The 23,274-nt window shown below is 45.3% G+C and carries 14 protein-coding genes and 1 pseudogene; 14 read left to right on the top strand and 1 reads right to left on the bottom strand.

The window, feature by feature from the left end:
• Positions 1-75 precede the first annotated feature (75 nt).
• The 3 genes from rpmA (at position 76) to rplS (ending at position 1,844) form a co-directional block, all read left to right on the top strand.
• The gene (gene rpmA, locus WC080_03040) at positions 76-360 is read left to right on the top strand and encodes a 50S ribosomal protein L27 (GenBank protein MFA7244235.1); all 285 of its coding nucleotides are present in this window, start codon (positions 76-78) and stop codon (positions 358-360) included.
• A 286-nt stretch (positions 361-646) separates the two neighbouring features.
• A complete protein-coding gene (locus WC080_03035) occupies positions 647-991 on the top strand; it encodes a hypothetical protein (GenBank protein ID MFA7244234.1) in 345 nt (114 codons plus the stop codon).
• Positions 992-1,232: 241 nt separating this feature from the next.
• Positions 1,233-1,844 carry a 50S ribosomal protein L19 gene (gene rplS / locus WC080_03030; protein MFA7244233.1) on the top strand — a complete coding sequence of 204 codons (612 nt, stop codon included), beginning with the start codon at positions 1,233-1,235 and terminating at the stop codon, positions 1,842-1,844.
• 66 nt (positions 1,845-1,910) lie between these two features.
• On the opposite strand, the gene WC080_03025 is transcribed toward rplS, so the two are convergent.
• On the bottom strand, positions 1,911-2,396 hold the full coding sequence (locus WC080_03025) for a hypothetical protein (GenBank protein MFA7244232.1): 486 nt from the start codon (positions 2,394-2,396) through the stop codon (positions 1,911-1,913).
• Positions 2,397-2,561: 165 nt separating this feature from the next.
• On the opposite strand from WC080_03025, the gene WC080_03020 reads away from it, so the two are divergent.
• From WC080_03020 to WC080_02970, 11 genes and pseudogenes are all read left to right on the top strand, one after another.
• Positions 2,562-3,320 carry a helix-turn-helix domain-containing protein gene (locus tag WC080_03020; GenBank protein MFA7244231.1) on the top strand — a complete coding sequence of 253 codons (759 nt, stop codon included), beginning with the start codon at positions 2,562-2,564 and terminating at the stop codon, positions 3,318-3,320.
• Positions 3,313-3,681, top strand: coding sequence for a YraN family protein (locus WC080_03015; GenBank protein MFA7244230.1), 369 nt, complete (start codon positions 3,313-3,315; stop codon positions 3,679-3,681). The genes WC080_03020 and WC080_03015 overlap by 8 nt, the downstream gene beginning before the upstream one ends.
• A 123-nt stretch (positions 3,682-3,804) precedes the next feature.
• Positions 3,805-5,217: a glutamate--tRNA ligase gene (gltX, locus tag WC080_03010; GenBank protein ID MFA7244229.1), complete on the top strand. Its 1,413-nt coding sequence runs from the start codon at positions 3,805-3,807 to the stop codon at positions 5,215-5,217.
• Between the two features lie 24 nt (positions 5,218-5,241).
• Positions 5,242-5,526: a hypothetical protein gene (locus WC080_03005; GenBank protein MFA7244228.1), complete on the top strand. Its 285-nt coding sequence runs from the start codon at positions 5,242-5,244 to the stop codon at positions 5,524-5,526.
• A gap of 40 nt (positions 5,527-5,566) precedes the next feature.
• Positions 5,567-6,769: a glycosyltransferase family 4 protein gene (locus tag WC080_03000; protein ID MFA7244227.1), complete on the top strand. Its 1,203-nt coding sequence runs from the start codon at positions 5,567-5,569 to the stop codon at positions 6,767-6,769.
• 85 nt (positions 6,770-6,854) lie between these two features.
• Positions 6,855-7,037, top strand: a pseudogene (locus WC080_02995) (four helix bundle protein).
• A 20-nt stretch (positions 7,038-7,057) separates the two neighbouring features.
• Positions 7,058-7,759, top strand: a complete 702-nt coding sequence (locus WC080_02990) for a PIG-L deacetylase family protein (GenBank protein MFA7244226.1) — start codon at positions 7,058-7,060, stop codon at positions 7,757-7,759.
• Positions 7,760-7,939: 180 nt separating this feature from the next.
• The gene (locus tag WC080_02985; GenBank protein ID MFA7244225.1) at positions 7,940-8,467 is read left to right on the top strand and encodes a hypothetical protein; all 528 of its coding nucleotides are present in this window, start codon (positions 7,940-7,942) and stop codon (positions 8,465-8,467) included.
• A 365-nt stretch (positions 8,468-8,832) separates the two neighbouring features.
• Entirely contained in the window at positions 8,833-21,945 is a 13,113-nt protein-coding gene (locus WC080_02980) for a DUF2341 domain-containing protein (protein ID MFA7244224.1), read from the top strand.
• Positions 21,946-22,072: 127 nt separating this feature from the next.
• Positions 22,073-22,348 carry a hypothetical protein gene (locus WC080_02975; GenBank protein MFA7244223.1) on the top strand — a complete coding sequence of 92 codons (276 nt, stop codon included), beginning with the start codon at positions 22,073-22,075 and terminating at the stop codon, positions 22,346-22,348.
• Positions 22,330-23,274 (top strand): ATP-binding cassette domain-containing protein (locus WC080_02970; GenBank protein ID MFA7244222.1); only part of this gene is annotated, 945 nt, incomplete at its 3' end. The genes WC080_02975 and WC080_02970, both read left to right, overlap by 19 nt.

Raw genomic sequence — 23,274 nt, 5'->3', positions numbered from 1 at the left:
TGACAAACAAAATGGTTTAATTCCCAAATTTGAAATTTGACATTTGGATTTAGTCATTATTCCGAAGGAATTGATATGGCACATAAGAAGGCTGCTGGTAGTACAAGACTGGGACGGGATTCACGAGCGCAAAGACTTGGCGTCAAAGTTTTTGGTGACCAGAAAATCCTTGCCGGAGGCATAATCGTCCGCCAGCGCGGTTCCAAATTTCATGCCGGAGCAAATGTCGGAATTGGCTGCGACGATACGCTTTATGCGCTGAAAGACGGCATGGTCAAATTTCAAGAGAAAAGAGTAGTTGCTTTCAACAGCAATAAAGACAAAAGAACTTTTGTGTCTGTAGAGGCAGATAAAAAATAATTGTTACATTGTTAAACTGTTAAATTGTTTTGGTAGCAATTTAACAATACAGCAATTTAGCAATGGTTGTCGGTAGGCATAGATCGGGGAATCCTGCCTGCCGAAAATCTCATAGTGTTCAAGGGAGGTGGTTGCAGAACTTTCTGTGCGAGTGGGGTTGTTTCAGAAACGCAGCAAGGCCCTTTAGAGGGTCAATCACACACGAGAGGAGGCGCTGGACTTCATGCGCCAAATAAACCTGACAGCAGGATGCCTAGTGCCAATTCCGCATTGAGGAGGAAGCACGATGGCTAAGAGAAGTTCGAATCGTAGGGCAAAGTGGATACAGCTCATGCGTTCGGGGTACGAAGACCTCGTCCGTGAGCTGGTCAAGCTCGGGCAGCACACCCTCCAGAGTGTCGTCAGGGGGCTGTGCGGCTATGCCTGGTCCGAGGGCGGGAACTTGCTTGTCTACCGTATGCCTGGCGAAGGAGTACACATTGTCGCGGCAGATGGGCCTCGGCTCATCAGCACCCCGGAGATCCTGCTAAGCCCGAGGGTTCCCGTAGATCCGGGATGGGCGCAGGCCCTCGTCTATCACTTCGAGTCCTCGCCCCTAGCGAGGAGCCAGTTTTCGGCGACGGTGAGGTAACACGCTCGCACGAGAGACTCCATCTCGTTGCACGAGGGGCTAGTGTCAGCGCGCTGTCCTCGTGCAGCAAGCCACTCGACTCCTGCAGGGTAGAGTGGAGCATCACGACTTGCTCGTTTGGACGAAGGTCCACCGGGCTCGTCGCCCTCTCCGGCTCTCCTCCCGTCACTGGCGGGAGGAGAGCGGACTCCTGAATTCAAAATCTTGAGTGCAGAAGTCTGAATTAGATCGGAATTGTAAAATGCAAACCACAATCGAGAAAAAATTGATGAAAAAAAATGTTCCGGACATTGTCTCTGGTGACACGATTCGAGTACACCTCAAGGTCAAAGAAGGCGCCAAAGAGCGTGTCCAGATCTTTGAGGGCCTTGTTATTGCAGTGAAGCACGGAAAAGGCCTTGATGGCACCTTCACAGTCCGCAAGGAGTCTTTTGGTATCGGTGTTGAGCGAGTTTTCCCGCTTCATTCGCCAAGAATCATCAAGATAGAGCGAATCAAACACTCGAAGGTTCGTCGTGCCAAGCTTTACTTCATGCGCGAGCTTACCGGCAAGAATGCCCGCCTGAAAGAACAAAGCCGCGAGTACAAGATGTGGGAAGAGAAAGAAGCCGAGGAAGAGCTAGCCAAAATTGAGGCGGAAAAAGCCAAACAAGCCGAAGCCGATGCTGCGAAGAAAGCGGAGAAAGACGCCGAGCTAGCAAAGAAGGCGGAAAGCGCCCTAGCAGCCAGAAGCGGAAAAGCTGATGGTGAAGCCGAGGAAGTCGAAGCCGGATCAAACACAGACGAGCGTGCTGCCGAACCCACAGAGGAAAAGGCTGACGAAGCCGAAGACGAAGAGACCAAAGCTGAGTAAATTGAAATAATGTGATCTAAATATGAAAAACGAGCCCCTAAAGGCTCGTTTTTCTGATCTCACCTCCTAATCTACCTGTACGGCGAAATGGACATAACCATCGACGCCCCTGTTGAGTTCCACTTCGACGACGCTCAGCCCGTGAGGGCTGATTCGAGATCGCGTCACGTGCATGCTAATCTCGAACTCCGTGTCTCGGGGAAGCACTTTCTTGTGCTCGAAGTGCTCCTTGGTATTCCACATCTGGAAGCCAGAGGAGAGGTCTCGAAATGACTCGAGATCGTAACACGCGAATTGCCCGGCATGATCGCGGACAAGCAGAGCAGTGAGTGAATATGCGAGCTGATTGACGCACGAGTGGCGCTCGGTGGCGGAGACATAGCCGAGTTGTTCGGCTGTGTAGCGAAGTTGCTCGGATGTAGGCACCACGAAGGTGCCAATGGCGGATTGTGCTTCGGTGTCGTACCCTGAAAGACCAGAGAGAAAGATATACCGTGAAAGATAGATCTTCTCAAGAATCTCTCGGGCACATAGAAGATTACGGTCGGACATGTTGGTCAACCTCCCGATTCAGTCTTGGTTCGCGTCGAGAAATTAGCAGCAGCATAATTGATTGTCAACATTAACGACATATATTGGGATTTATTATTTTTTGACATCCCGAATTTAGAATCATATTTGATTAAAATTTATTCTGCTGGTACAATGTCATAAAACATGACGACAGACTGGAATTTAGTAAAAAAACTAAAACTACTTGGATTTGAAGAAAATGAGGCACGAGTGTATCTTGCCTCTTGTGAGATTGGGCCATCTTCGATGTGGAATATATATCGTAAATCTTGTATCAAACGCACAACATGCTATCAAATTTTTGACAGATTCATCGATAAGGGAATCGGGTCAAGAACAGCAGAACTAACACACACCATGTATTCGGTAGTCAGCCCAGAAAATTTGGTAACCGCCTTAGAACAGAAGAAAAATCAATTTCGAGATTCTCTGCCCCTTTTTGATGCATTAACTAGCAAATCGCCATCTAAACCGATCATTTCATTGTATGAAGGATTAGAGGGTGTAAGACAGGTATATTATCAGGGACTTCAAGGGCCTGAGGGCGGGGAAAGGTTGGTGTTAGCAAATCCCGGTTTTTGGTATCAAAACCCAGAAGAAAACGACGCTTTTGTAACCGAAAGGGTTAAGAAAAAAATTTCATTGCGCATGATATTTCCGGACGATAAGCAAAATTATAAATCTTTGGGAAATGATCGGGCGGAGATGAGAAGAACTCGATTCTTGCCGAAAGATCAATTTAATCCGGCCGTAGAGACGCAGATCTATCCGAATAAAGTAGTATTCATTGCTCACTCGGAAAAGGAGCCATTCGCGACGGTGATCGAGAATCCGGCAATCGCGCAAATTGAAAGGCAAAAATTTGAGCTATTGTGGGAAGCTGCGAAAGATAAATATGAGTAAATCGAAGAAAAGACAAACCGGGGATGAAGGGGAGCAGTCGGCGTGTGATTATCTGGAATCTATTGGATACAAAATATTGGGCAGGAATATTGAACTTTCGATCGGAGAAATCGATATATTGGCGTTCGATCCGCCAGCCGGCGGAGTTGTTGTTCTTGTAGAAGTGAAGACGGTGAAGGGGGAAGGATATGGTCCGGCTAAAGACCTGGTGAGGCGTGCGAAGCAGGAAAAACTACGGAATTTGGCCGGAATCCTCGAGCAGAAGTATCCGAGCCGCACAATCAGGATAGACGTGATCGGAGTTGACAAAAGTGTTGAGCCGCCCCATATTGAGCATCTGATCTCGGCGGTGGAGGGGTGATTTCTACATCGTCAAATTGCTGGATTCTTCAATTTGACAAGGATGAATACTAAAAAGCTGCTTCGTCATCCGCCAGCTGGCGGACTGCTCGCAATGGCAAGACATTTGTGGTAATCTTAAGGCATGATAAGAACTCGATTTGCCCCAAGTCCGACAGGAGAATTGCATATCGGTGCTGCAAGAACAGCTCTTTTTGAGTATCTATTCGCCAAGAGTCAGGATGGAGAATTTTTTCTACGCATTGAAGATACTGATCGAGAAAGATATGTTGAAGGAGCAACCGAGCGCATTATTGATTCTCTGAAGTGGTTAGGAATCAAGCCTGACAATCTTAAAAATATTATGATTCAATCCGAGCGTCTTGAGACCTACAAAAAGCATGCTTTTGATCTTGTTCGGGCCGGAAAAGCCTACATATGTACTTGTTCGAAGGAGAAGCTTGCCGAAGATCATGAAAAACAGATCAAGGAGAAACGCCCGCCCAAGTACGAAGGATACTGCAGGGATGCTAATTTCAAGCTCGAAGATATGAAAGAGGGATGCTATACGATCAGAATGAAGATGCCCCAAAGCGGAAAAGTCGTTGTAAATGACCTGATTCGAGGGAAAGTTGAATTCGATCTATCGCTTATGGATGATCAGATTCTCTTGAAATCTGATGGCTACCCGACTTATCATTTGGCCTCAATTGTCGACGATCATGAAATGGAAATTTCTCATGTGATCAGGGCGGAGGAGTGGCTATCATCAACGCCGAAACATTTAATTTTGTATGAAATGTTGGGCTGGAAAGCGCCGGAATTCGCACACCTGTCGATGATCCTCGGTCCGGATAAAAAGAAACTATCGAAACGCCACGGTGCAACCAGTATCGCTGATTACAAAGGTGAAGGGTATTTACCGGAGGCGCTGGTAAACTTCATGGTGCTTCTGGGCTGGAACCCCAAAGACGAGCGGGAAATATTCACACTTTCTGAACTTGAAAAAGAATTTAAGATCGAGAATGTGAACAAGGCGCCGGCGATATTCAATATTGAGAAATTAAATTCAATAAATTCTCAATATCTCAAATCTCAAATTTCAAATCTCAAAAATTCAGATCAAATTTCGAAATATTTGGCAGATTTCGGTGTAGCAGAACTCATTCCGGGTGAAGTCGAGCTTATCGGGCGCGGGGGATATGTTACCTTGAGAGATGCGGCGGAATATATTTTGAAATTGCGAAAGGAACCAGAGTACAAGGCAGCTCTTCTAATTTTTAGAAAATCAGATAAAGAGAAAACAGCTACCGCGCTTAAAGTGGCAAGTGAAAAGTTGAAAACGGAAAGTAAATGGGATGCAGAGAGCTTGCAGGGAGTGTTAGAATCAATTGTTTCGGACAATAATTTGACCAATGGTGATGTTTTCTGGCCGGTTCGCGTAGCTTTGTCGGGAGAAGAAAAATCACCCTCGCCCGTCGAGTTAATGTTTGCGCTTGGAAGAGAGGAATCTTTAAAGCGAATCGCTAAAGCGGTAGAATTAATTAGAAGTCTATAGTTAATCGAATAATTGGAGGGGAACATGGCTAAGGCTAGTTCTAAAAGCGAGTTAGGAGTTTTGTTCAATCCGGTTTCTTTGTCATTGCTTGCTTTGCTATTGTTGGTACTAGACGTAGTGGCGAACCAGATGTGGGGAAACCCGATAGAGACTCTAACGATTGGTTTTTCTGGAATTTTGTTCGGGTTATCGCTTGGTTACCTGATGCTTGGCAGTAAGAGATTCAATCATTCGCTGGGGGTGTTTCTGGCAATAATTTACGTGCTGGTTTTTGTGATTTTGTATACGACAAAATATATCTCAATATAAAAGTTTTCTAAGACAAAGATTATTTTGGCATTGGAGAATTGTGGTAAAAGAAACTTCGAAAGAACGCGTTAAAAAAATGGCCGCCGATACAGAAGCGAAAGAAGTTGATAAACGCATGAAAGTAGTACAGATTATCGCGGACAGCGGTTTTGGGGGCGGGGAAGCCCATGTTCTTGGCCTTCTTAAAAATATCGACCAGAAAAAGTTCGAGCCTTTTTTGGTATGTTCGCCCGGAATTCTTTCAGGAAAGGTTCGCGAAATTGATGGCATTCATGTTCTCGAAATAAAATTCAGATCAAAGTTTGATTTTTCTGCGAAATCCAGGTTGGAAAAAATCCTTTCGGAAATTCAGACTCGCGATAACCCATTTCGCCCGATGATAGTTCATACGCACGGGCCGAGAGCGGGTTTTATCGGACGCAGAGCAGCACCAAAAGGCGTATATCAAGTATATACCGAACATATTTGGAATGAATCATACCATCTTGAAAACAGGGTCAATGAATGGCTGCAGAAAAGAGCCCTGCGTATTTTAAATTATCGAACGGATGCCATAATTGCAGTTTCAAATGCCGTTGCGGATTTTCTTATAAAAAATAAGATGGCTCCAGCCAAAAGAGTTATGGTTGTTCCAAACGGGATCGACACTAAAAGCTTGCAGCTCTCAGCTTGCAACATTCAGGCTAGGCACGGGCATCAACCTCCGATTATTGGCAATATCGGAAACCTGAATTTACAGAAAGGACAAGAATATTTGATTGCTGCCATGCCGGAGATAATAAAAAAATTTCCCCTTGCCACTCTTGAAATTATTGGTGAGGGCGAAGAGCGTGAGGCGCTCAAATTACAAATTACAAATGCCAAATTACAAAAACACGTGACTTTGCTTGGTAGGATCGACAATCCAACAAAATATATGAAAAGATGGAATGTTTTTGTTTTGCCGTCAATCTCAGAAACATTTGGCATTGTTGTTTTGGAGGCCATGAGCACAGGAGTGCCAGTCATCGCAACAAAAGTGGGTGGAATTGCTGACATCGTATCCGACCGAAAAAACGGGATAATGATTAAAGCAGAAAGCCCAAGCCAAATTGCGCAGGCAGTAATTGAAATTATCGGACATCCGGCGTTAGCTGCGAAGCTAGCTCGAGAAGGGAAGGAAACGGCAAAAAAATATGACTGGAGGATAGTCGTTGGACAAATTGAAGAAGTGTACCAAAAGTTAGCTAGAGATAAATTTTAAATCTTCCTCCGCATATTTTAAGAATCAAGTATCATAAATCAGTCAAGATGAATCAAGAAGCAAGAATTAAGAATCAAAGGATAAAGCAAACTTTTATTCGATTTCCTTGGGATCTTTGACTGAAGTACAAAACCAATTAATTATTGCTAAAGATGTCAATTTTATTACTGACATTTGCTTTAAAGGATTGGCGTTAAAAACAGTCGAGTTAAGTAAAATGACAAATGGATTAATAAAAAAATCCAAAACCTTAATTCGTAATTCTTAATTCGTAATTCTTGGGTTGCCATGTTTCATGTTCACCATAAAAAAGAAGAAGACCTAGTTCATTCTGCTGCGAGGTCATGGCTTTCTGCAAAAGTAGTTGACCATGTGATAGCAGGCCATGTTCTTGTGCTCTCTCCTCATCCCGATGATGATGTTTTTAGCTGCGGAGGGTTGCTTGCACACCTAATACAGGGTGGGGCGAAAATTAAAACCCTCTATTTTTTTGATGGCGCAAAAGGAAACAAGATTGGCTCGCGAGATGAATCATTGATTGATGCCCGCGAAAAAGAAGCCGTTTCAGCGGTGCGGGTGCTCGGGCACTCCGAAGTAAACTTTCTTCGGCTTAAAGATGATTCCCCGGCAAATTCTGATCTTTGGGTTCGGATACTTGAGGAAATTGCAACCCGCCCAATTGATTTAATTTTGGTGCCGGATAAATCAGATTGGCACCCGGATCACGTGGTGATCCATAAACATTTTTTTACCGCTTATTCCAAGCTTAAGGAAAAGCCGGAAGTGTGGTATTACAGTGTGTGGGGAATTGGCAAGCCCAATATTATTTTTCCAATAGACCAGTATATCGAAATAAAAAAAGAGGCTGCGCGCTCTCACAAAAGCCAGCTTAGAGTCAAAAAATACGATGAAGCGATGCTTGCCCTAAACGAATATCTCGGAAAGTCTTTTGGGGTATCAAACCACGCAGAAGTGTATACGCGCGGATAGCTCAAAAGTCAATCCGCTAGCTGGCGGACAAAAGTCAAAAATACACCCAAAATCTTAAAATCCTCGAACTTGCATTCAAGATTAAAAGGTTGAGATAGTAAATAAATCCATAGGAATATTGAGCGCCGTCGGGTAAACTTATGGCGTTTTTTATTTTTGCTACGGAAGGAGGTGAACCGAATGGTTTATTTACAGAAAATAGCGAGAGTTGTTCTGGCTACTTTTGTCACTCTGGTATTGATAGTGGTGGCTATGCCAAACGCATATGCTGCCAGTTCGGATGTCAAAACTCGGATTCACAGCCATTGCCACAGAGACGGCTGTGATATTCAAATGAAAACAAATTTGGAAAATCTGATTGTAATCGACACAAACGCCGTTTTTTTCCAGGACCAGGGGTTGATGAGAAAACATCACCACTTCCAAGATTTCCTACCGGCGCAGGTTTATGCGCGTGAACTTATAGTCATTGATCGCGATGCTCCAGGCAATACTTTTACATTCAAAAATGATTTAACAGGGCCAAATTCAGTCAATATAAACAAAGCGACTGTCTATGTTTCCGATGCAATTTTTACGCAAGTCACCAAAAAAATATATTCAAACCAGAATGTCAGTGTGAATGTGAACACTGGTTCAAATACGATTTTATTTAACAACTCTACCGGGAACATCAATACGGGCGATGTGTCTATTTCATTGAAATAATTTTCGAAGAGATTTGCTTATTTCTTGTTTTCCGCTTTTTAAAAGTGTTTTTATTGCTCTTGCCAATTTTGTTGCGCTACAGATAATTTTTTGAATAAAATCTTGATAATATTGGTTGTCCAATAGCTGGGCATACTATATAATGAAAACATGATGGAGGGAGTCCATCGAGTTCTAAAGCGAGTTTCTCACTTTTCTTGTGTGTTATCGAGTGCAATTTTGCGAGGGGCGGTGATAGTAAATCCGAATACAATTTACTTATTTTGGGAAAAGCGTATTTCACGCCCATTATTTTGTTGTGCAAAATAAAATGAGAGATTTTGCTGCGATCAAAAATATTAAAATATCGGAGCAAGCGTTGCGGAATGACAATCATGGAATTGGATGATGAAATTATGAAAATTCAAAAAAGTACGAGAACATTAATCCCGCACTTAGAACCTGCACACAATTTTTGCCGGATGAAGTTTCAATGGTATTACAGATGGCATTTGTGGAGCGGGGCAAAGTGGGCTCATTATTTATTTTTGTTATTTTTCTCATTTGGGATTGGCTTGTGGGGCTATAATTCTATTGCGCCTAAGCCGGTGAAGGCAGCGACAAACCACCTTTACTCGATTTCCGGAACCATGAATTTGGATGGTTTTTATTATGGCACAGACGATGGTCCTTATACAATGTCTGGCATGATGGGCCAGGGTACTATAACCAAATCAGGCAGTGACTGGGTTCTTTCCGAACAATCAGGCCTAAAAATGTTCACAACAACCGGTGACACTCCTGTCGGATCATGGAGTTCTTATTGGGGCACAGCACCGACCTTTACTCTTAATGGATCAGACTATGTTGCTTCAGGTGCGGGATACTCGGAGGTAAATGGGACATACACAGACAGAGGCGGCTACTACATGAATAGTAGTAACTTTGTGCTTCAAAATTACGGCCAATGGCAAGTTATGGATCCTAATGGGATGTACATGCTGTATTATACAAATTCAGCAAATCCCCAAGATGGTAGCTGGACTGCCAACAGTCCCGGTAGCGCGCCGACTGTTACCAGAAAATCATCGCTTTATGTCGTCAGCGGCGCAGGGATTAGCGCGGCAAATGGGAATTATGTTTTTGATGCTAATATGACAGGCATGAATTCGAATGGCATAGCGTACTATTATAATGCTTCTAATTCTTACTGGGAACTTGGAGATGCTAACTGGACGGGAACATATTCGATCTATTACAACATGGGTGGGCCTGGTACATTGGGAACTTATACGAATAACTCATCTTCGCCACTTGGTACTTGGGTAATTGCAGGAAGCGATAGCCCGGCACCAACTTCGGTAACAGTTAGTGGTACTGGCTATTTGGTCGCCGGCGCAGGGAATACAAATTTTAACGGACAGTATGATTCTGTCGGTCCTGGCCAATATATGAAAACGGACTATATGGGCATGCTCTACCAGAGCGGTAGCGACTGGTATATACAAGATCCAATGACGATGACAGATGTTTATAAAGATGCCAATGCTGCCACTCCAGATCAGGGCACATGGGCACTAGCAGCTGCCCCAGCCCCAACTGTCACTGATGGGGATCCAGATGGATGGACTATATCAGGAACCGTTACCTACGGTGGCAACGGATTGTCGGGAGTTACGGTTTCGGTTACTGGCACCTCAAGCGCAACTGCCACTACGGCCGCTAACGGCACATTTACCACGACACCATTAGTTCCTGGCACCTATAATCTCGCTTTCAGCAAGACTAATTATGGCTTTACCCCCGCTACCATATCAGATATTTCTATCACCAATGCAAATGTAACAGGGCAAGATTCCACTGCAGTAGCAGCTAACATTATTAGCGGAACCGTTGCTGCAGGATCCGATCCTATGAGTGGCGGAACAGTTATCTATGATGGTGCATACACTATCCGCACCTTTAAATCCGATGACACGCTTGTCGTCTCCGAAGCCGCAGAAGCAGAGGTTCTCTTAGTGGCTGGCGGCGGCGGCGGCGGATATTTCGCTGGTGGCGGTGGTGCTGGAGGATTATTGCATGAAAGCTCCCATTCATTTTCAGCTGGATCATATCCAGTTACTGTCGGTTTGGGAGGAGCCGGGAATGCGCAAGCGGGAGGAGGACTTCCTGGGGAAAGTGGCGAAAATTCTGTCGTCGACACCTTGACGGCTGTAGGTGGTGGCGGTGGTGGATCAAGAACAACTAGTACTTGGCCGTATTCTGGAACAGCAGGTAGTAATGGTGGTAGTGGCGGTGGCGGAAGCGCTAGTGATGGTACTACTTATGGTAGTGGTGGTTCTGGTACTGCAAACCAAGGTAATGATGGAGGTGATGAAACATCGGCATATGGTTGGGGAGGAGCAGGAGGAGGTGGCGCAGGCGCTGTAGGAGGAAATGCATCTGGAGATACTGCCGGTGCTGGCGGAGATGGCTTGTCAACATATTCAAGCTTGCTCACAGCAGCTAATGCCGGCGTTGATATTTCAGGAACAAGATGGATCGCCGGAGGTGGCGGAGGAGGAGCGAGGACAGATCGTGGTGGAAGTGCCAAAGCTGGAGGAAAAGGTGGTGGCGGAGCCGGGAGCATATCGGCTCAAAACGGAACCGACGGAACGGCAAATACTGGCGGCGGAGGCGGTGGTTCAGGTGCTGACTCGGGCAGTTATGCTGGCGGGCACGGTGGCTCAGGTATAGTAATTGTCAGATATCTAGCGTCAAGCCAGGCAGCGGGGGCAGATGTGGCTTTCAGCGCTTCTGGCCAAACCACAATTCATGTTACTGCCGATGGCGGCGGTAATTACACGAGTCCGCCTTTGCTTAGCGGTATGACATGGACTGTCACTCCAACCATAGAAGGGCTAACATTCTCGCCCACCAGTACCGACGTTGCATTGAGCGGATCAGATGTGCCCGACACCGATTTTGCAGTTGCCGAGGAGCCATCGTACAGCATCTCAGGCACAATACTCGACTGGTCTAGCACTGGCATTTCTGGCGTTACTGTGTCTGATGGTACCAGATCCGATGATACTGACGAAAATGGAGCTTATACGATTACAGGTGTACCCGATGGAACCTACACTTTGACCCCAACCAAGACAGCTTACACATTTACCCCGGCAACTTTGAGTGCGACGGTTTCCGGAGCTGATCTCACAGGAAAAGACTTTACAGCCATACCCATTCCTCCGACTAGTTGGGATTATAACACCACGATTACGATTGACCACACGAAGGTTGGTACAGGCGGAGTTGCCGACTTCCCCGTTCTTGTCACCGAGGCCAATATCCCGGCTTTGTTTTGGAGCCAGGTCGCGGCCGATGGCAAAGATATCAGGATAATGAACCACGACGATACCTTACTAATGAATCACGAGCTAGTTTCTCTTGATACGGGTAACAAAAAAATGGAACTCTGGTTCAAGGCTGACGGTCTTTCGAGCGATAGCGATACTGTTTTTAAGCTTTACTGGGGTAATACTGGGGCGGTTGCCCCGCCAGCCTCCTGGAAACAGGGAGTATGGTCAAACGGTTATGCCGGTGTCTGGCACATGAACGATGTGACGACTTCAACTATTTCTGATTCAAGCGGAAACGGCAACACAGGTAGCAAATCGGGCGCAAATACTCCTGTTCAAGCCGACGGCCTTTACGGAAAGTCGCAGCAATATACCGCAGGTCAAACAATTAATGTCGGCAGCAGTGATTCGCTTAATCTTAACGCTCAAGACAAAACCTTTGAAGGAATGGTTTATTTTCCAAGTGTTTCAGACGGCATCCACCAAATTATTAGTCGATATTCGAATGATTCCACCGTTTCGTATGAGTGGGACTATAACAATGCTGAAATTTCTTATTACGACAATGTTAACGGATGGGTAGGTGCTGGGAATGTCCTTACAACGGGTTGGCATTTTGTTTCTCTCACTTTCTCGCCTTCAGGGAATTCGATGAAGTTCTATATCGATGGCTCAGACGTTGCCCATCCAACGGTGAATGGAGATCCAAATGCAACAGGAGCGATAGACGTGGGCATAGGGCAGAGGGCACACAATAGTTGGGGAGGATCGCAAACAGGCGCAAAGTTTGAAAATTTTACCGCTTCTTCAACTATTCGTACTCAGCCCTGGATTCAAACTGAATTTAATAATCAGAGTTCCGCCTCAACCTTTTATTCAGTACCCGCCGGGGGTATCACCATTTCCGGCACCTGCAAACAGTATGATGAGTCAACCAACTGCGGCGATAGTGAAACGGTCAAAGTGGCAATCAATGGGAGCCTCGATGCGGCTACTGGTACAACTTCGGGAGGGTCCTGGTCAATCTCAAATGTCACCCAGCCTTCAGCTGGAGATACGATCACGGTTTTTGTTGATGGCGTGGCCGATGCCAATGAAGCAAATGCGGTTACAAAATATGTCTCCGGTGATGTATCCGGCATAGCACTTTATGAAAAACATTTATCCATCGGTTCAGCCGACAATCAAACACTTTCCAATACTGATATTTCCAAATACGACAATTCGGTTTCTTCCGATGAAGACATTTTCTTTGAGGTTAATACTGGTACGGGGGACCTAACCCTTCCAACCGGCGCAACACAAACCGATACTGACCAAAAACTTTATGTCCTTGCCGGAAACGCTTGGCGGCCCAACTCGGGGGCGGGCATTACTTCGACAACTCCCAATCTAGTCATTCCAGCGACGGCCACAGTTAATCTTGACGGCACAACCCTTGTTTTGACAGGTTCTGGAGATCCACTCTCTATTGCAGGGACCTTTACGATCGGCACGTCGACAGTTAAGTTTCAGGGAGCAAACGCTACCAATGTAAATGCCTTAAGTTATTACAACCTTTATGCTGCAGATCATACCGGCACTACCTTTACTGCCGCTGGTGATATTACGGTTAGTGGTGTGTTAACAATTAATGCCGGAGCATTTAGTGCGTCGTCAAGAACACTCCACCTCACCGGCTCAACTACTCCATTCGTTGTGACCGGTACCTTTACGCCCGCGACCTCGACCATCTCTTACGAGGGTACATTGGCCACGAATGTTGCTTCTACTACCTACAACAATCTGTATTTCAATTACGCCGACACAACCTTTACGGCAGCTGGCGACATAACGGTTTCCTCGGTGCTAACTGTAAATACAGGCATTTTTGATGCGTCTAGTTATACTATTACTTTATCCGGATCGGGTACACCTCTTGTATCATCAATCGCCTCTTTTCATCGTTCCACATCTACTGTCAAGTATACAGGTGCAGCTGCAACTAATGTTGCCGGGGTTTATTATCACAACCTTTACCTCGATCATAGCAATACAACCTTTACGGCAGCGGCAAATTTTGTAGTTTATAATGTTCTAACAGTTAATGCCGGCACATTCGATGCTTCAAATAAAACAATTACCTTAGCTGGCTCAACTGGTGCCCCCTTCGTTTTGAACGGCTCGTTTACTCCGTCTACCTCGACAATCAGCTATACAGGAAATGCCTCGGGTAACACAAGTGTAACTTCAGCAACCTATTACAATTTATACATTAACCAAGCGGTTGAAACATATGTAGCAGCTGGCGATATTACAGTTTCAAATGTTTTTACCATTAATGCCGGAACATTTGATGCTGCGGATAAGACAATTAATTTAACCGGAAGTGGAACGCCATTTGTGATTACTCCGGGCGCTACCGGCGCTTGGCTGACCGGCTGGGGCCATCGCTCCACTATTACAATTGACCACACCAAAATCGGCACGGGTGGAGTAAGCGATTTTCCGGTACTTTTGACTGAGGCCAACATTCCTGCTGATTTCTGGTCGCAGGTCGCCTCTGACGGAAAAGATATCCGCGTTACCGACTCCAATGCAACCACTGTCCTGAAAAACCAAGTCGTAAGCGTTGATACCACTGGACACACGATGGAAGTTTGGTTTAAGGCTCCTTCTTTAAGCAGTGACGCTGATTCCACTTTTTATCTCTATTGGGGCAACTCTTCGGCGACTATGCCCTCCGCCGCCGACCAGCAGGCGGTCTGGAGCAATGGCTTCGCCGGTGTCTGGCATATGAATCAGGCTTCCGGTAATGCGACAGACTCCACATCAAATATCAATGATCTGACACCAAGCGGAAGCGTCACATATAGCGCAAACGGGACAGTGGGCAAAAGCATGATGCTCGACGGCAGTTCGGCCTACTTCACCAAGACCTCTCCGGTCGGGCTCGATAGCGCGACTGCATCATGGGGCACTTGGACATATCTCAATTCATTGAGCAGTGTAAGCACTTTCATCGGCAGGGGGCCGGGTGGTTTTAGTGGAGGCCAGATATTTGCCACTATCAACACTAACGGTTCGATCAATGTCGATATTCCATATGTCGCCGGAAGCGTAGTAACAGCTCCAGCCGGCTCGATAACAACGCTCGGCTGGAAAAAGCTTACCATAACTCGAACTTCCGGTGGTGTCTGGACGATTTATGTCGGTGCCACTCAGGTCGGGCAAAATACATCCGCGTCGGCACCTGTCTTGACTGGATCATTGCGCTTGGGGGCAAACCTCTATGCCGGTCCGTCGTACGCAAATGCCTACTTCGATGAGTTAAGAGTCGGCAATGGCGTCGCTTGGACTCAGCCTTGGGTTACCACCGATTATAACAGCCAAAACGCTCCAGCTTCCTTCTATTCACTGGGTACGGCAACTGCTCCGGGCGGGGCGCTTACCGCTTCGACTTCAACTTTCAAATATACCGGCTCCTCCGCCACAAATATTGCTGGTACGACTTATAACAATCTTTATCTAGATCATACTAGTACTACATTCACTGCTGCCGGCGATATTACAGTTTCATCTGTTTTCACTAACAATGCTGGTACATTTAATGCTTCTAACAAGACTATTCACCTCACTGGTTCTGGCACACCATTTATTAATACTGGTACATTTACACCATCTACTTCAACCATTTCTTATGAGGGCACATCAGCGACAAATGTAAAAGGAACAACTTATTACAACCTATATATCAACCACACAGGGACAACCTTTACAGAAGTCGGCAACAACACCGTCTCCAACGTTTTGACAGTTAACGCGGGCACCTTCAATGTGGGCAATACCAATCTTTACCTATCTGGATCTGGCACGCCGCTTGTAATTAATGGAACGTTTGATCCATTCACTTCTAATGTCAGATACACCGGATCGGGTCCTACGACTGTCGCTGCCGCCAGCTATTACAACCTCTTCTTCAACCAAGCTGGCACTACCTTTACCGCTGCGGGCGATATAACTGTGGGTTCAACGCTTACAATTACGGCTGGTAATTTTGACGCCTCAAACAAAACGATAGAAATTTGGGGCGGAGGTACGCCTTTGGTCATCAACGACACCTTCACGTCTTCGACTTCGACCATAACATACCGGGGTGCAGGCACGCCGACTATCACTGCGACAACTTATTACAAACTAACTTTCAATGGAACGGGGACTTACACCGCAGCTGGCGATATTGTCGCCAATAGTGATTTCACGTTGACCAAAGGCACATTTAATGCTGATACACACAATATTTTCTGCGCAAATATGACTGCCTCCGGCTCCACAACCCGAGTTCTTCAATACGGCTCCGGCACTTGGACTGTCTCAGGCAATTGGGATTCAAGCGGAACGAATATTACGGAAACATCAGGCACTTCTACTGTTGATTTGACTGGGACAGGAAGTGTGAAAGCACTTGCGGTAGTTTCGGGAGTTTCTTATGATTTCTATAATTTAAAGTGTGCTCACAATGGACAGACTACCACCTTAGATACATCAATTTATGTTGGTAACTTTTTATATGTCTATTCTGGAGGAGTTCTGTCATCAGGACATTATTTAGATTTGGGCAAGTCTGATGGTGATCCTTTAGTAAACACAGGGGTTACTTGGTCTGGTGGTGGATTTCTTAAATATTATCCCAATTCGGATATTACAATTGCCGGATACAATTTTGGCAATATGAATGTGCAGTACGTAGGCAAAACTAACAATGTGACATTTACACTTTCTTCGGGTATTACTACCACTGGCTATATTAGTGCTTCGGGTGCAACTTCTAATAAAACCACTACTTTAGATACGAATGGAGTAAATCTTTCCTCTAATGGTTTATATGCTGGTCTTGGTGGCAATAACTACGGCGGAGTAATATTGCTTAAGTCTGGTTCTCATACTGATGCAGGAGATTTACGCCAGAGTGGGACCCTATCAGGCAATGCCATCGACTTCGGCACAGGTTCAATTTCTGTTGGCGGGAATATCAATTTTGCCGGAATTGCGGTAACGCCTGGCACTGGCACACAAGTGGTGACCCTGAATGGTTCGAACACTCAGACGATTACTTCATCAAATGGGACCTCTATTCAAGAATTCAATAATTTGACTTCAACCAATGCGTCAGCTTCTGGCGTAGTATTTGCTGATTCCGCGACTGTTAACGGCACGTTTACAGACACGACCCAATCATCAAAATTGACTTTCCATTCCGGCTCTACTTACGACTTTGATAAGGTAAACATTGCTGGTGCAGCTAACCATCCGATTATACTAGCACCATCCAGCACAACCAACTGGGCATTTAACCCGACGACGATTACTGCAGTCACTTATGTTGATGTGTCAAAATCGACAAATACTGGTGCTTCTTTCTGTGCGACATATTCAACCGGCTCTGGCAATGTTGGCTGGTTGATAAGTTCAAGCGCTGTCTGCAAGCCCAACGCTCCGACGGATGCGGCCATCGGTAATATCGATTCTACCTCGTTTGATGCTACTTGGACCGATAACTCCTCAGATGAGACCGGATTCAAAGTCTATATTTCGACCAATTCCAATGCTGACTGCTCGCTTGCAACTTATCCTGATACGCCCGACTACACAGCGGCCGCCGGCGCAACTTTGCAGTCTGTGACCGGAAAAAGTATCAACACACAGTATTGTGCCAAGATAATTGCCGCCGGATCAGGCAGCGATTCCGACCCAGCGTATTCAGCGCCGAAGTATACTTTGGCAAATACACCGTCTGCGCCGACTGTATCGGGGGACTATGTCCTCGCGTATGGTTATCACTTCGATGTGACGATTAACCCAAATAATAATCCCGAAGGCACAAATTATTGGATTCAATATTCTGCCAACGGAACTGATTATCAAGATCCGGTGGATATGGCTTGGCAGACAGAGACGACTTATAATTTGTTCGGAAAGCCTTGGAATACTCAATATTGGTTTAAGATTAAAGCCAAAAATGGCGATGGCACAGAAACGTCTTATTCAATTGCCGGAGCTGATGTTACTCCTCCCGGACCTCCTACCAACAGGCAAGTATCCAATATTTGTTCAACCACTGCTTTGGCTTCATGGGCTGCTGCAAGCGGCGCCAATAGTTATAATTTTTCTTATGGTACGGATACGAATGCAACAAATCTTGGTACAACATCAAATATTACAGATACCCAACATGGCCTATCTGACCTGGTTGACGTGACGACATATTATTGGAAAGTATCATCTACCTCTGATGCAAATGGTACAGGAGGCTGGTCTGCAATTTCAAACTTCGCAACCGGCGCCTGTGTTGCGCCAATTGCACCCAACGATTTTAATGGCACGGCTGCATCAGCTTCACAAGTTAATTGGAGCTGGAGTAATGTCTCGGGAGAGACTGGCTGGAAAGTAGAAGACACCGACCACACAGACTTGCATGATTTAGCTGCTGATTCAACAGGCTGGAATGAAACCGGGCTTTCGGCCAATACTTCCTATACCCGCCACGCAAATGTATTCAATGATTATGGCTCAAACGATTCTAATCAAAAGACGGTTTATACACTGGCCAATATTCCTGGTGCCCCGACAGTGTCGGCGACCGCTTCCGGCATTAAGATTGTTATTAACAAAAATAGCAATCCTGATGCCAATACTCGTTATGCAATTTTCAATGATACTGCCGGCAAATATGTCAAACACGCTGATGGAACGCTCCAAGATGACCCAGACTGGCAACTCTATGCCGATTGGGGTGGTGCAAGCGGATTTATAAATGTTGGTCTTAGCCCGAATGTCTCATACACATATAAGGTCAAAGCCGAAAATGGCGACATGATTACCACTGATTTCTCGAGTACTGCCAATGTTTATTCGCCAGCTAATGCTTCAATTTCGCCAACCGTCAATGCAACTTCTTCTAGCTCTTTAACAATAATAATAAATGCAAATTCAAATCCGGCTAGTACCGAATTTATTATCTATAACTCAGCCGCTGGACAATATCTTAAAGCCGATGGTACATTGAGCGCCTTTGCAACGTGGCAAACAAGAGAAGGTTGGGGCGGAGATTCTGGAATAGCCAATATTGGACTATCCAGCAACACTTCTTATAGCTATGTGGTTAGGGCAAGAAACGGCGATGGTGTTTTGGCAGCCCCATCTTTGGCTGCTTCGAAATATACCTTGGCAAATGTGCCTGGAGCCCCAGATGCCTCTGCCGTTTCAGCTAGTGCGATTAAAATTTTCATAAATCAAAATTCCAATCCGGCTGGCACCAGATATGCAATATATAATGAGACTCTTGGAAAGTATGTCAAACATGCTGATGGAAGCCTGCAAAACGATGCTGATTGGCAAACATATTCGGACTGGGGTGGGGCTTCGGGCTTTACTAATTCCGGCCTTACCGCTGGTACGGAGTATGCTTATCAAATGAAAGCCGAAAACAATGATGGTGCTGAGACTTCGATGTCTGCTTTGGTCCACACCATTACTGGATATCCAAGCGTGCAATTTGCTGCTGCAACCAGCCAGAATTCAATTTCTTCTGGATCCAATAACATTTCAATTAACCTTTCTGAAATATCCGGCACAGACGCCTCTGTTGATTACGCAGCTACTGGTGGTACGGCAGTTAAAGATACCGATTACACTTTTACCAATGGTACTGCGAGTATTGCCCATGGACAGAATGGAGTTAGTGTTAATTTGACGCTGATCAACAATCACCTTGTGGGCTCGAACAAAACTATCGTCTTCACACTTTCCAATCCTGTAAATACCTCTATTGGCGCGACCAGCACGCTCACATTTACGATCATTAACGATAATCCCGCACCGTCAGGCTCGTTTGCGATTGCGCAAGGATCAACGACGAATTCTCGCGATTTATCACTAAATTTGACTTACGGCACTGCTACACAGGTAATTGCTTCGACTAATTCTGATTTTTCGGACAGCGATTACATCGGTGTTGCTTCTAGTATCGGCCTGGCGCTGCCTGATGTCGATGCCGCCTACACAATATGTCTCAAATACAAAGACCAGTACGGCAACGAGTCGGCTACCTATTCGCAATCAATCACACTAGATCGCGCCGCTCCGGCTGACCCAACAGCTCTTTCTGCACAAGCCGGTAATCACACCATTTCTCTTTCCTGGACTAATCCTTCTGATTCTGATCTTTTGAAAATTAAAGTGTATCGCGGAGCAGCGGCCGGATTTGATCTTGGTTCTGCGAACAAAACATTTGAAATTTATGGAGGCGGAGCAACATATGTTGATCCTGATGCGACTAACAACATAGATTATTATTACAAAGTAACGGCACTGGATGGGGTCGGCAACGAAAGCGGCGTGTCGAACGAAGTGACTGCACGTGCTGATTCGGATAATCCGACTACGCCAGGAAAGCCAGGCGTCACAGAGACGACCCAAAACATTAACGGAAATATTGTTGCCACAGCCAGAAAATTGACATTTAACTGGTCTGCGTCTGAAGATATAAATTCTGGCCTTAAGAACTACATCATAAATATCGGCTCTGCATCGGGAAGAAATGATGTTGTTTCGGAAGCAGAAATTGATGCGGGAACAACTTCATTTGCATATGAATTCGGGGTTGACGGCACCTATTTTGTGCGCGTTAGCGCTTCTGACAAAATGGAAAATATCAGCGCCTCGTCAGACGAATATATAATTGCAATCGACACGACTGCACCGGGAAGACCGGAAGATGCCGTAATGTACGATGTTTCAGACAGGGCTGATAATATTTTTGCTGCAGCGATCGCTTGGAAATCATCAACTGATGCAATCTCGGGCCTCAAAGGATATGTGGTTTCTAAAAACGGATCTGCCTTAAATGTCGGCCCGAATGGAATAACCGGGGGTATAGTTAGCGATCCGAAAACCGGATATTCGTTCTATCTTGATTTGTCGCAGGCAAATTTAAAAACTTCATATAGCATCAAAGCAGTTGATTTAGCCGGCAATATAACACCCGAGGTCGCGGCAACGCTTGCCGATACGGATATTACCCGTACTACAAGCCAAAAAGCCGGGGATACCACAATCATTTTACCCGATGCAATAATTGGCGAGGGCAAACTTGAAATTTCTGATATCAAAGTAGAGCCTTCAGGAGTTATATCGGACAAAACTCAGGCGAAAGCCACTTGGTCAACAAGCGTGCCTGCCACCTCGCAGGTTGAATTCGGCACAAGCGCAAATTACGATAGAAAAACCGACATCGACACCGGTTTAAATTCTTCGCATACGGTTATCTTGCCAGATTTGAATCCGGCAACTACCTATCATTTCAGGGTGATTTCTAAGGATAAGCGAGGCAATGAGATCTTTTCTTCTGACCAGACGTTTACCACTGGAAGCAAAGTAAAGCAAAAATCGATTCTTGATTTAATCGCAGAAACCCTTTCAAATTCATTCAGCCGTATCTGGAGTTCAGTCAGAAATCTTTTTTCGGCAAACCACGACATGGTTTATGCGGCAGATAACGCCATGTCTTCCCTGGATACTTTATTTGTTTCAAATATTTCAACCCCAACAAAGCCTTCCTATGCGCTGTATTGGCCGAAGGGCAAAGGCAATGTCAGTATTCAGAGGTCAGAAGATGGGGGCAGCTTTGTGACAATCGGGGAGACAGACCAGAATTTTTATCTGGATTTTTCGGCAAAAACCAATGCAAATTATACTTACAAAGTCGGAGAACTTACCGGAGTGTCAAGCGATGAACTTTCGGGTAAGAGCGTAATTTCAGCAATCAAGATTGAATCCGGCGCTGTCAGTAAGGACAATGCTTCGGTTATTGTGACGTTCAAAACTGACAAATTAGCCAAATCACAGGTCCTATACGGAGAGGGAGAAAGTCTAAATTTGCAAACGCCGCTTGATGAGGCTCTAAATCAGTCACACACAATTCTTATCGAAAACCTAAAGCCTACCAGGAACTACAGCTTTGAGCTTAAAACTATCGATAAATCAGGAGAAAATGTTACTACATCAGCTATCCAAAAATTTGTGGCTGAAAACGCCCCAACCGATATGTCATTATTCGAGATAATAGTTAAAGCGTTGCAAGATGCACTATCGGGATTTGATAAGTGGATGAGGGGATAAGATAGTCTGTAAAGTCCATAAAGTCTATTGAGTCCATAAAGTCGAAAGTCCATAAATTGACACAGAAGTGTCATCCTGAGCGAAGTCGAAGGATCTTGTGAATAGAGGTAATTGAGTCTATATAGTCATGAGAAATTCGTTGATTAAAATTGGAGCAGTCCTTATCCTTTCGCTGGGGATTATTTTTTCCACTGGTCTTGTCGGTGCCGGAATTTATGTTCTGGTAATTTATGCCGATGGCGGACTTGAGCGAAAAGCATTAATTTCTGGGGCAATTTTTATTACAGCTTTGATAATACTAGCAACTTGCATCGCAGTTTTTGAAGCGTTATGGGAAGTTGTCCATCTGAGCAAGTACGAAGAAGAATTAGAGGCGGATTCAAAATGGACAGACCAGAAATAACTGCGGAAGGCATAAATAAATCTTATCGGGTTGGGCGTATTAACGTACCCGCCCTAAAACAGATAAACCTGGATATATATCGAGGTGAGTTCGTTGTTGTGTACGGCCCGTCAGGATGTGGTAAGACAACTTTACTTTCGCTTCTCGCTGGGCTAGAAAGGCCCACAGATGGGAAGATCTTTCTTGAAGGTATAAATATTAATGCGCTAAAGCCCAAAAACCAAGCAAAATTCCGAGGCCAAAAAATCGGAATGGTTTTTCAGCAGTTTAATTTAGTTGATGCTCTTACTGCTAGAGATAATGTGGCAATGCCGCTTTTGCTTCAAGGGGAAAAATCAAGAAAGGCGAGAAAAAAAGCGATTCAATACTTGTCTTTATTGGGGCTTAAAGATCGCGCTCGCCATAAACCTTCGCAGCTTTCCGGTGGGCAGCAACAAAGGGTTGCCATAGCCAGGGCGCTGATTACGAATCCAGATATTCTTTTGGTTGACGAGCCGACAGGCAACTTGGATGTGCCGACAGGCAAGGAAATCATGAGTATCTTAAAAGAGATAAGTGAGAAATGGCGAACGACCATAGTGATGGTTACCCATAATCCGGATTTTGTGAATGAAGGGAACAAGGTCCTGTACATGGAAGACGGGAAGGTTATCAAAGAGGTGCACAATCAGAAAGTTGCAGATATTGGCAAGCCGGAAGAGCAGCCGCGAAGCAAAAATGTGAGAATTCATGCCGGGCATTTGGGAATATTTGAGATCTTGCGCTTATCTTCCATCCATTTTTTAAGCAAAGGGCTTAGGGCTTTTTTGACTACTTTGGGCGTTGCTATGGGGGTCGGCTCGATTGTCGCTCTAGTTTCTTTGGGGATAGGTTTACAGAAAATTACATCTAATCAGTTGGCTTCGCTCGATATGTTAGTTTCGATC

It is taken from the genome of Patescibacteria group bacterium (assembly GCA_041674405.1).
Lineage (GTDB): Bacteria > Patescibacteriota > UBA1384 > XYA2-FULL-43-10 > XYA2-FULL-43-10 > JBAYVT01.
The sequence above is the reverse complement of the archived record's forward strand: the minus strand, read 5'-3'. Positions and strand labels throughout refer to the sequence as shown.

Bases quoted from the DNA above. Each gene is read 5' to 3' on its own strand.
- WC080_02985 (MFA7244225.1), top strand. From the start codon at position 7,940: ATGGTTTATTTACAGAAAATAGCGAGAGTTGTTCTGGCTACTTTTGTC.
- WC080_03025 (MFA7244232.1), bottom strand. From the start codon at position 2,396: ATGTCCGACCGTAATCTTCTATGTGCCCGAGAGATTCTTGAGAAGATC.
- WC080_03015 (MFA7244230.1), top strand. From the start codon at position 3,313: ATGAGTAAATCGAAGAAAAGACAAACCGGGGATGAAGGGGAGCAGTCG.
- WC080_02990 (MFA7244226.1), top strand. From the start codon at position 7,058: ATGTTTCATGTTCACCATAAAAAAGAAGAAGACCTAGTTCATTCTGCT.
- WC080_03005 (MFA7244228.1), top strand. From the start codon at position 5,242: ATGGCTAAGGCTAGTTCTAAAAGCGAGTTAGGAGTTTTGTTCAATCCG.
- rpmA (MFA7244235.1), top strand. From the start codon at position 76: ATGGCACATAAGAAGGCTGCTGGTAGTACAAGACTGGGACGGGATTCA.
- WC080_02980 (MFA7244224.1), top strand. From the start codon at position 8,833: ATGACAATCATGGAATTGGATGATGAAATTATGAAAATTCAAAAAAGT.
- WC080_03035 (MFA7244234.1), top strand. From the start codon at position 647: ATGGCTAAGAGAAGTTCGAATCGTAGGGCAAAGTGGATACAGCTCATG.
- rplS (MFA7244233.1), top strand. From the start codon at position 1,233: ATGCAAACCACAATCGAGAAAAAATTGATGAAAAAAAATGTTCCGGAC.
- WC080_03020 (MFA7244231.1), top strand. From the start codon at position 2,562: ATGACGACAGACTGGAATTTAGTAAAAAAACTAAAACTACTTGGATTT.
- WC080_02975 (MFA7244223.1), top strand. From the start codon at position 22,073: ATGAGAAATTCGTTGATTAAAATTGGAGCAGTCCTTATCCTTTCGCTG.
- gltX (MFA7244229.1), top strand. From the start codon at position 3,805: ATGATAAGAACTCGATTTGCCCCAAGTCCGACAGGAGAATTGCATATC.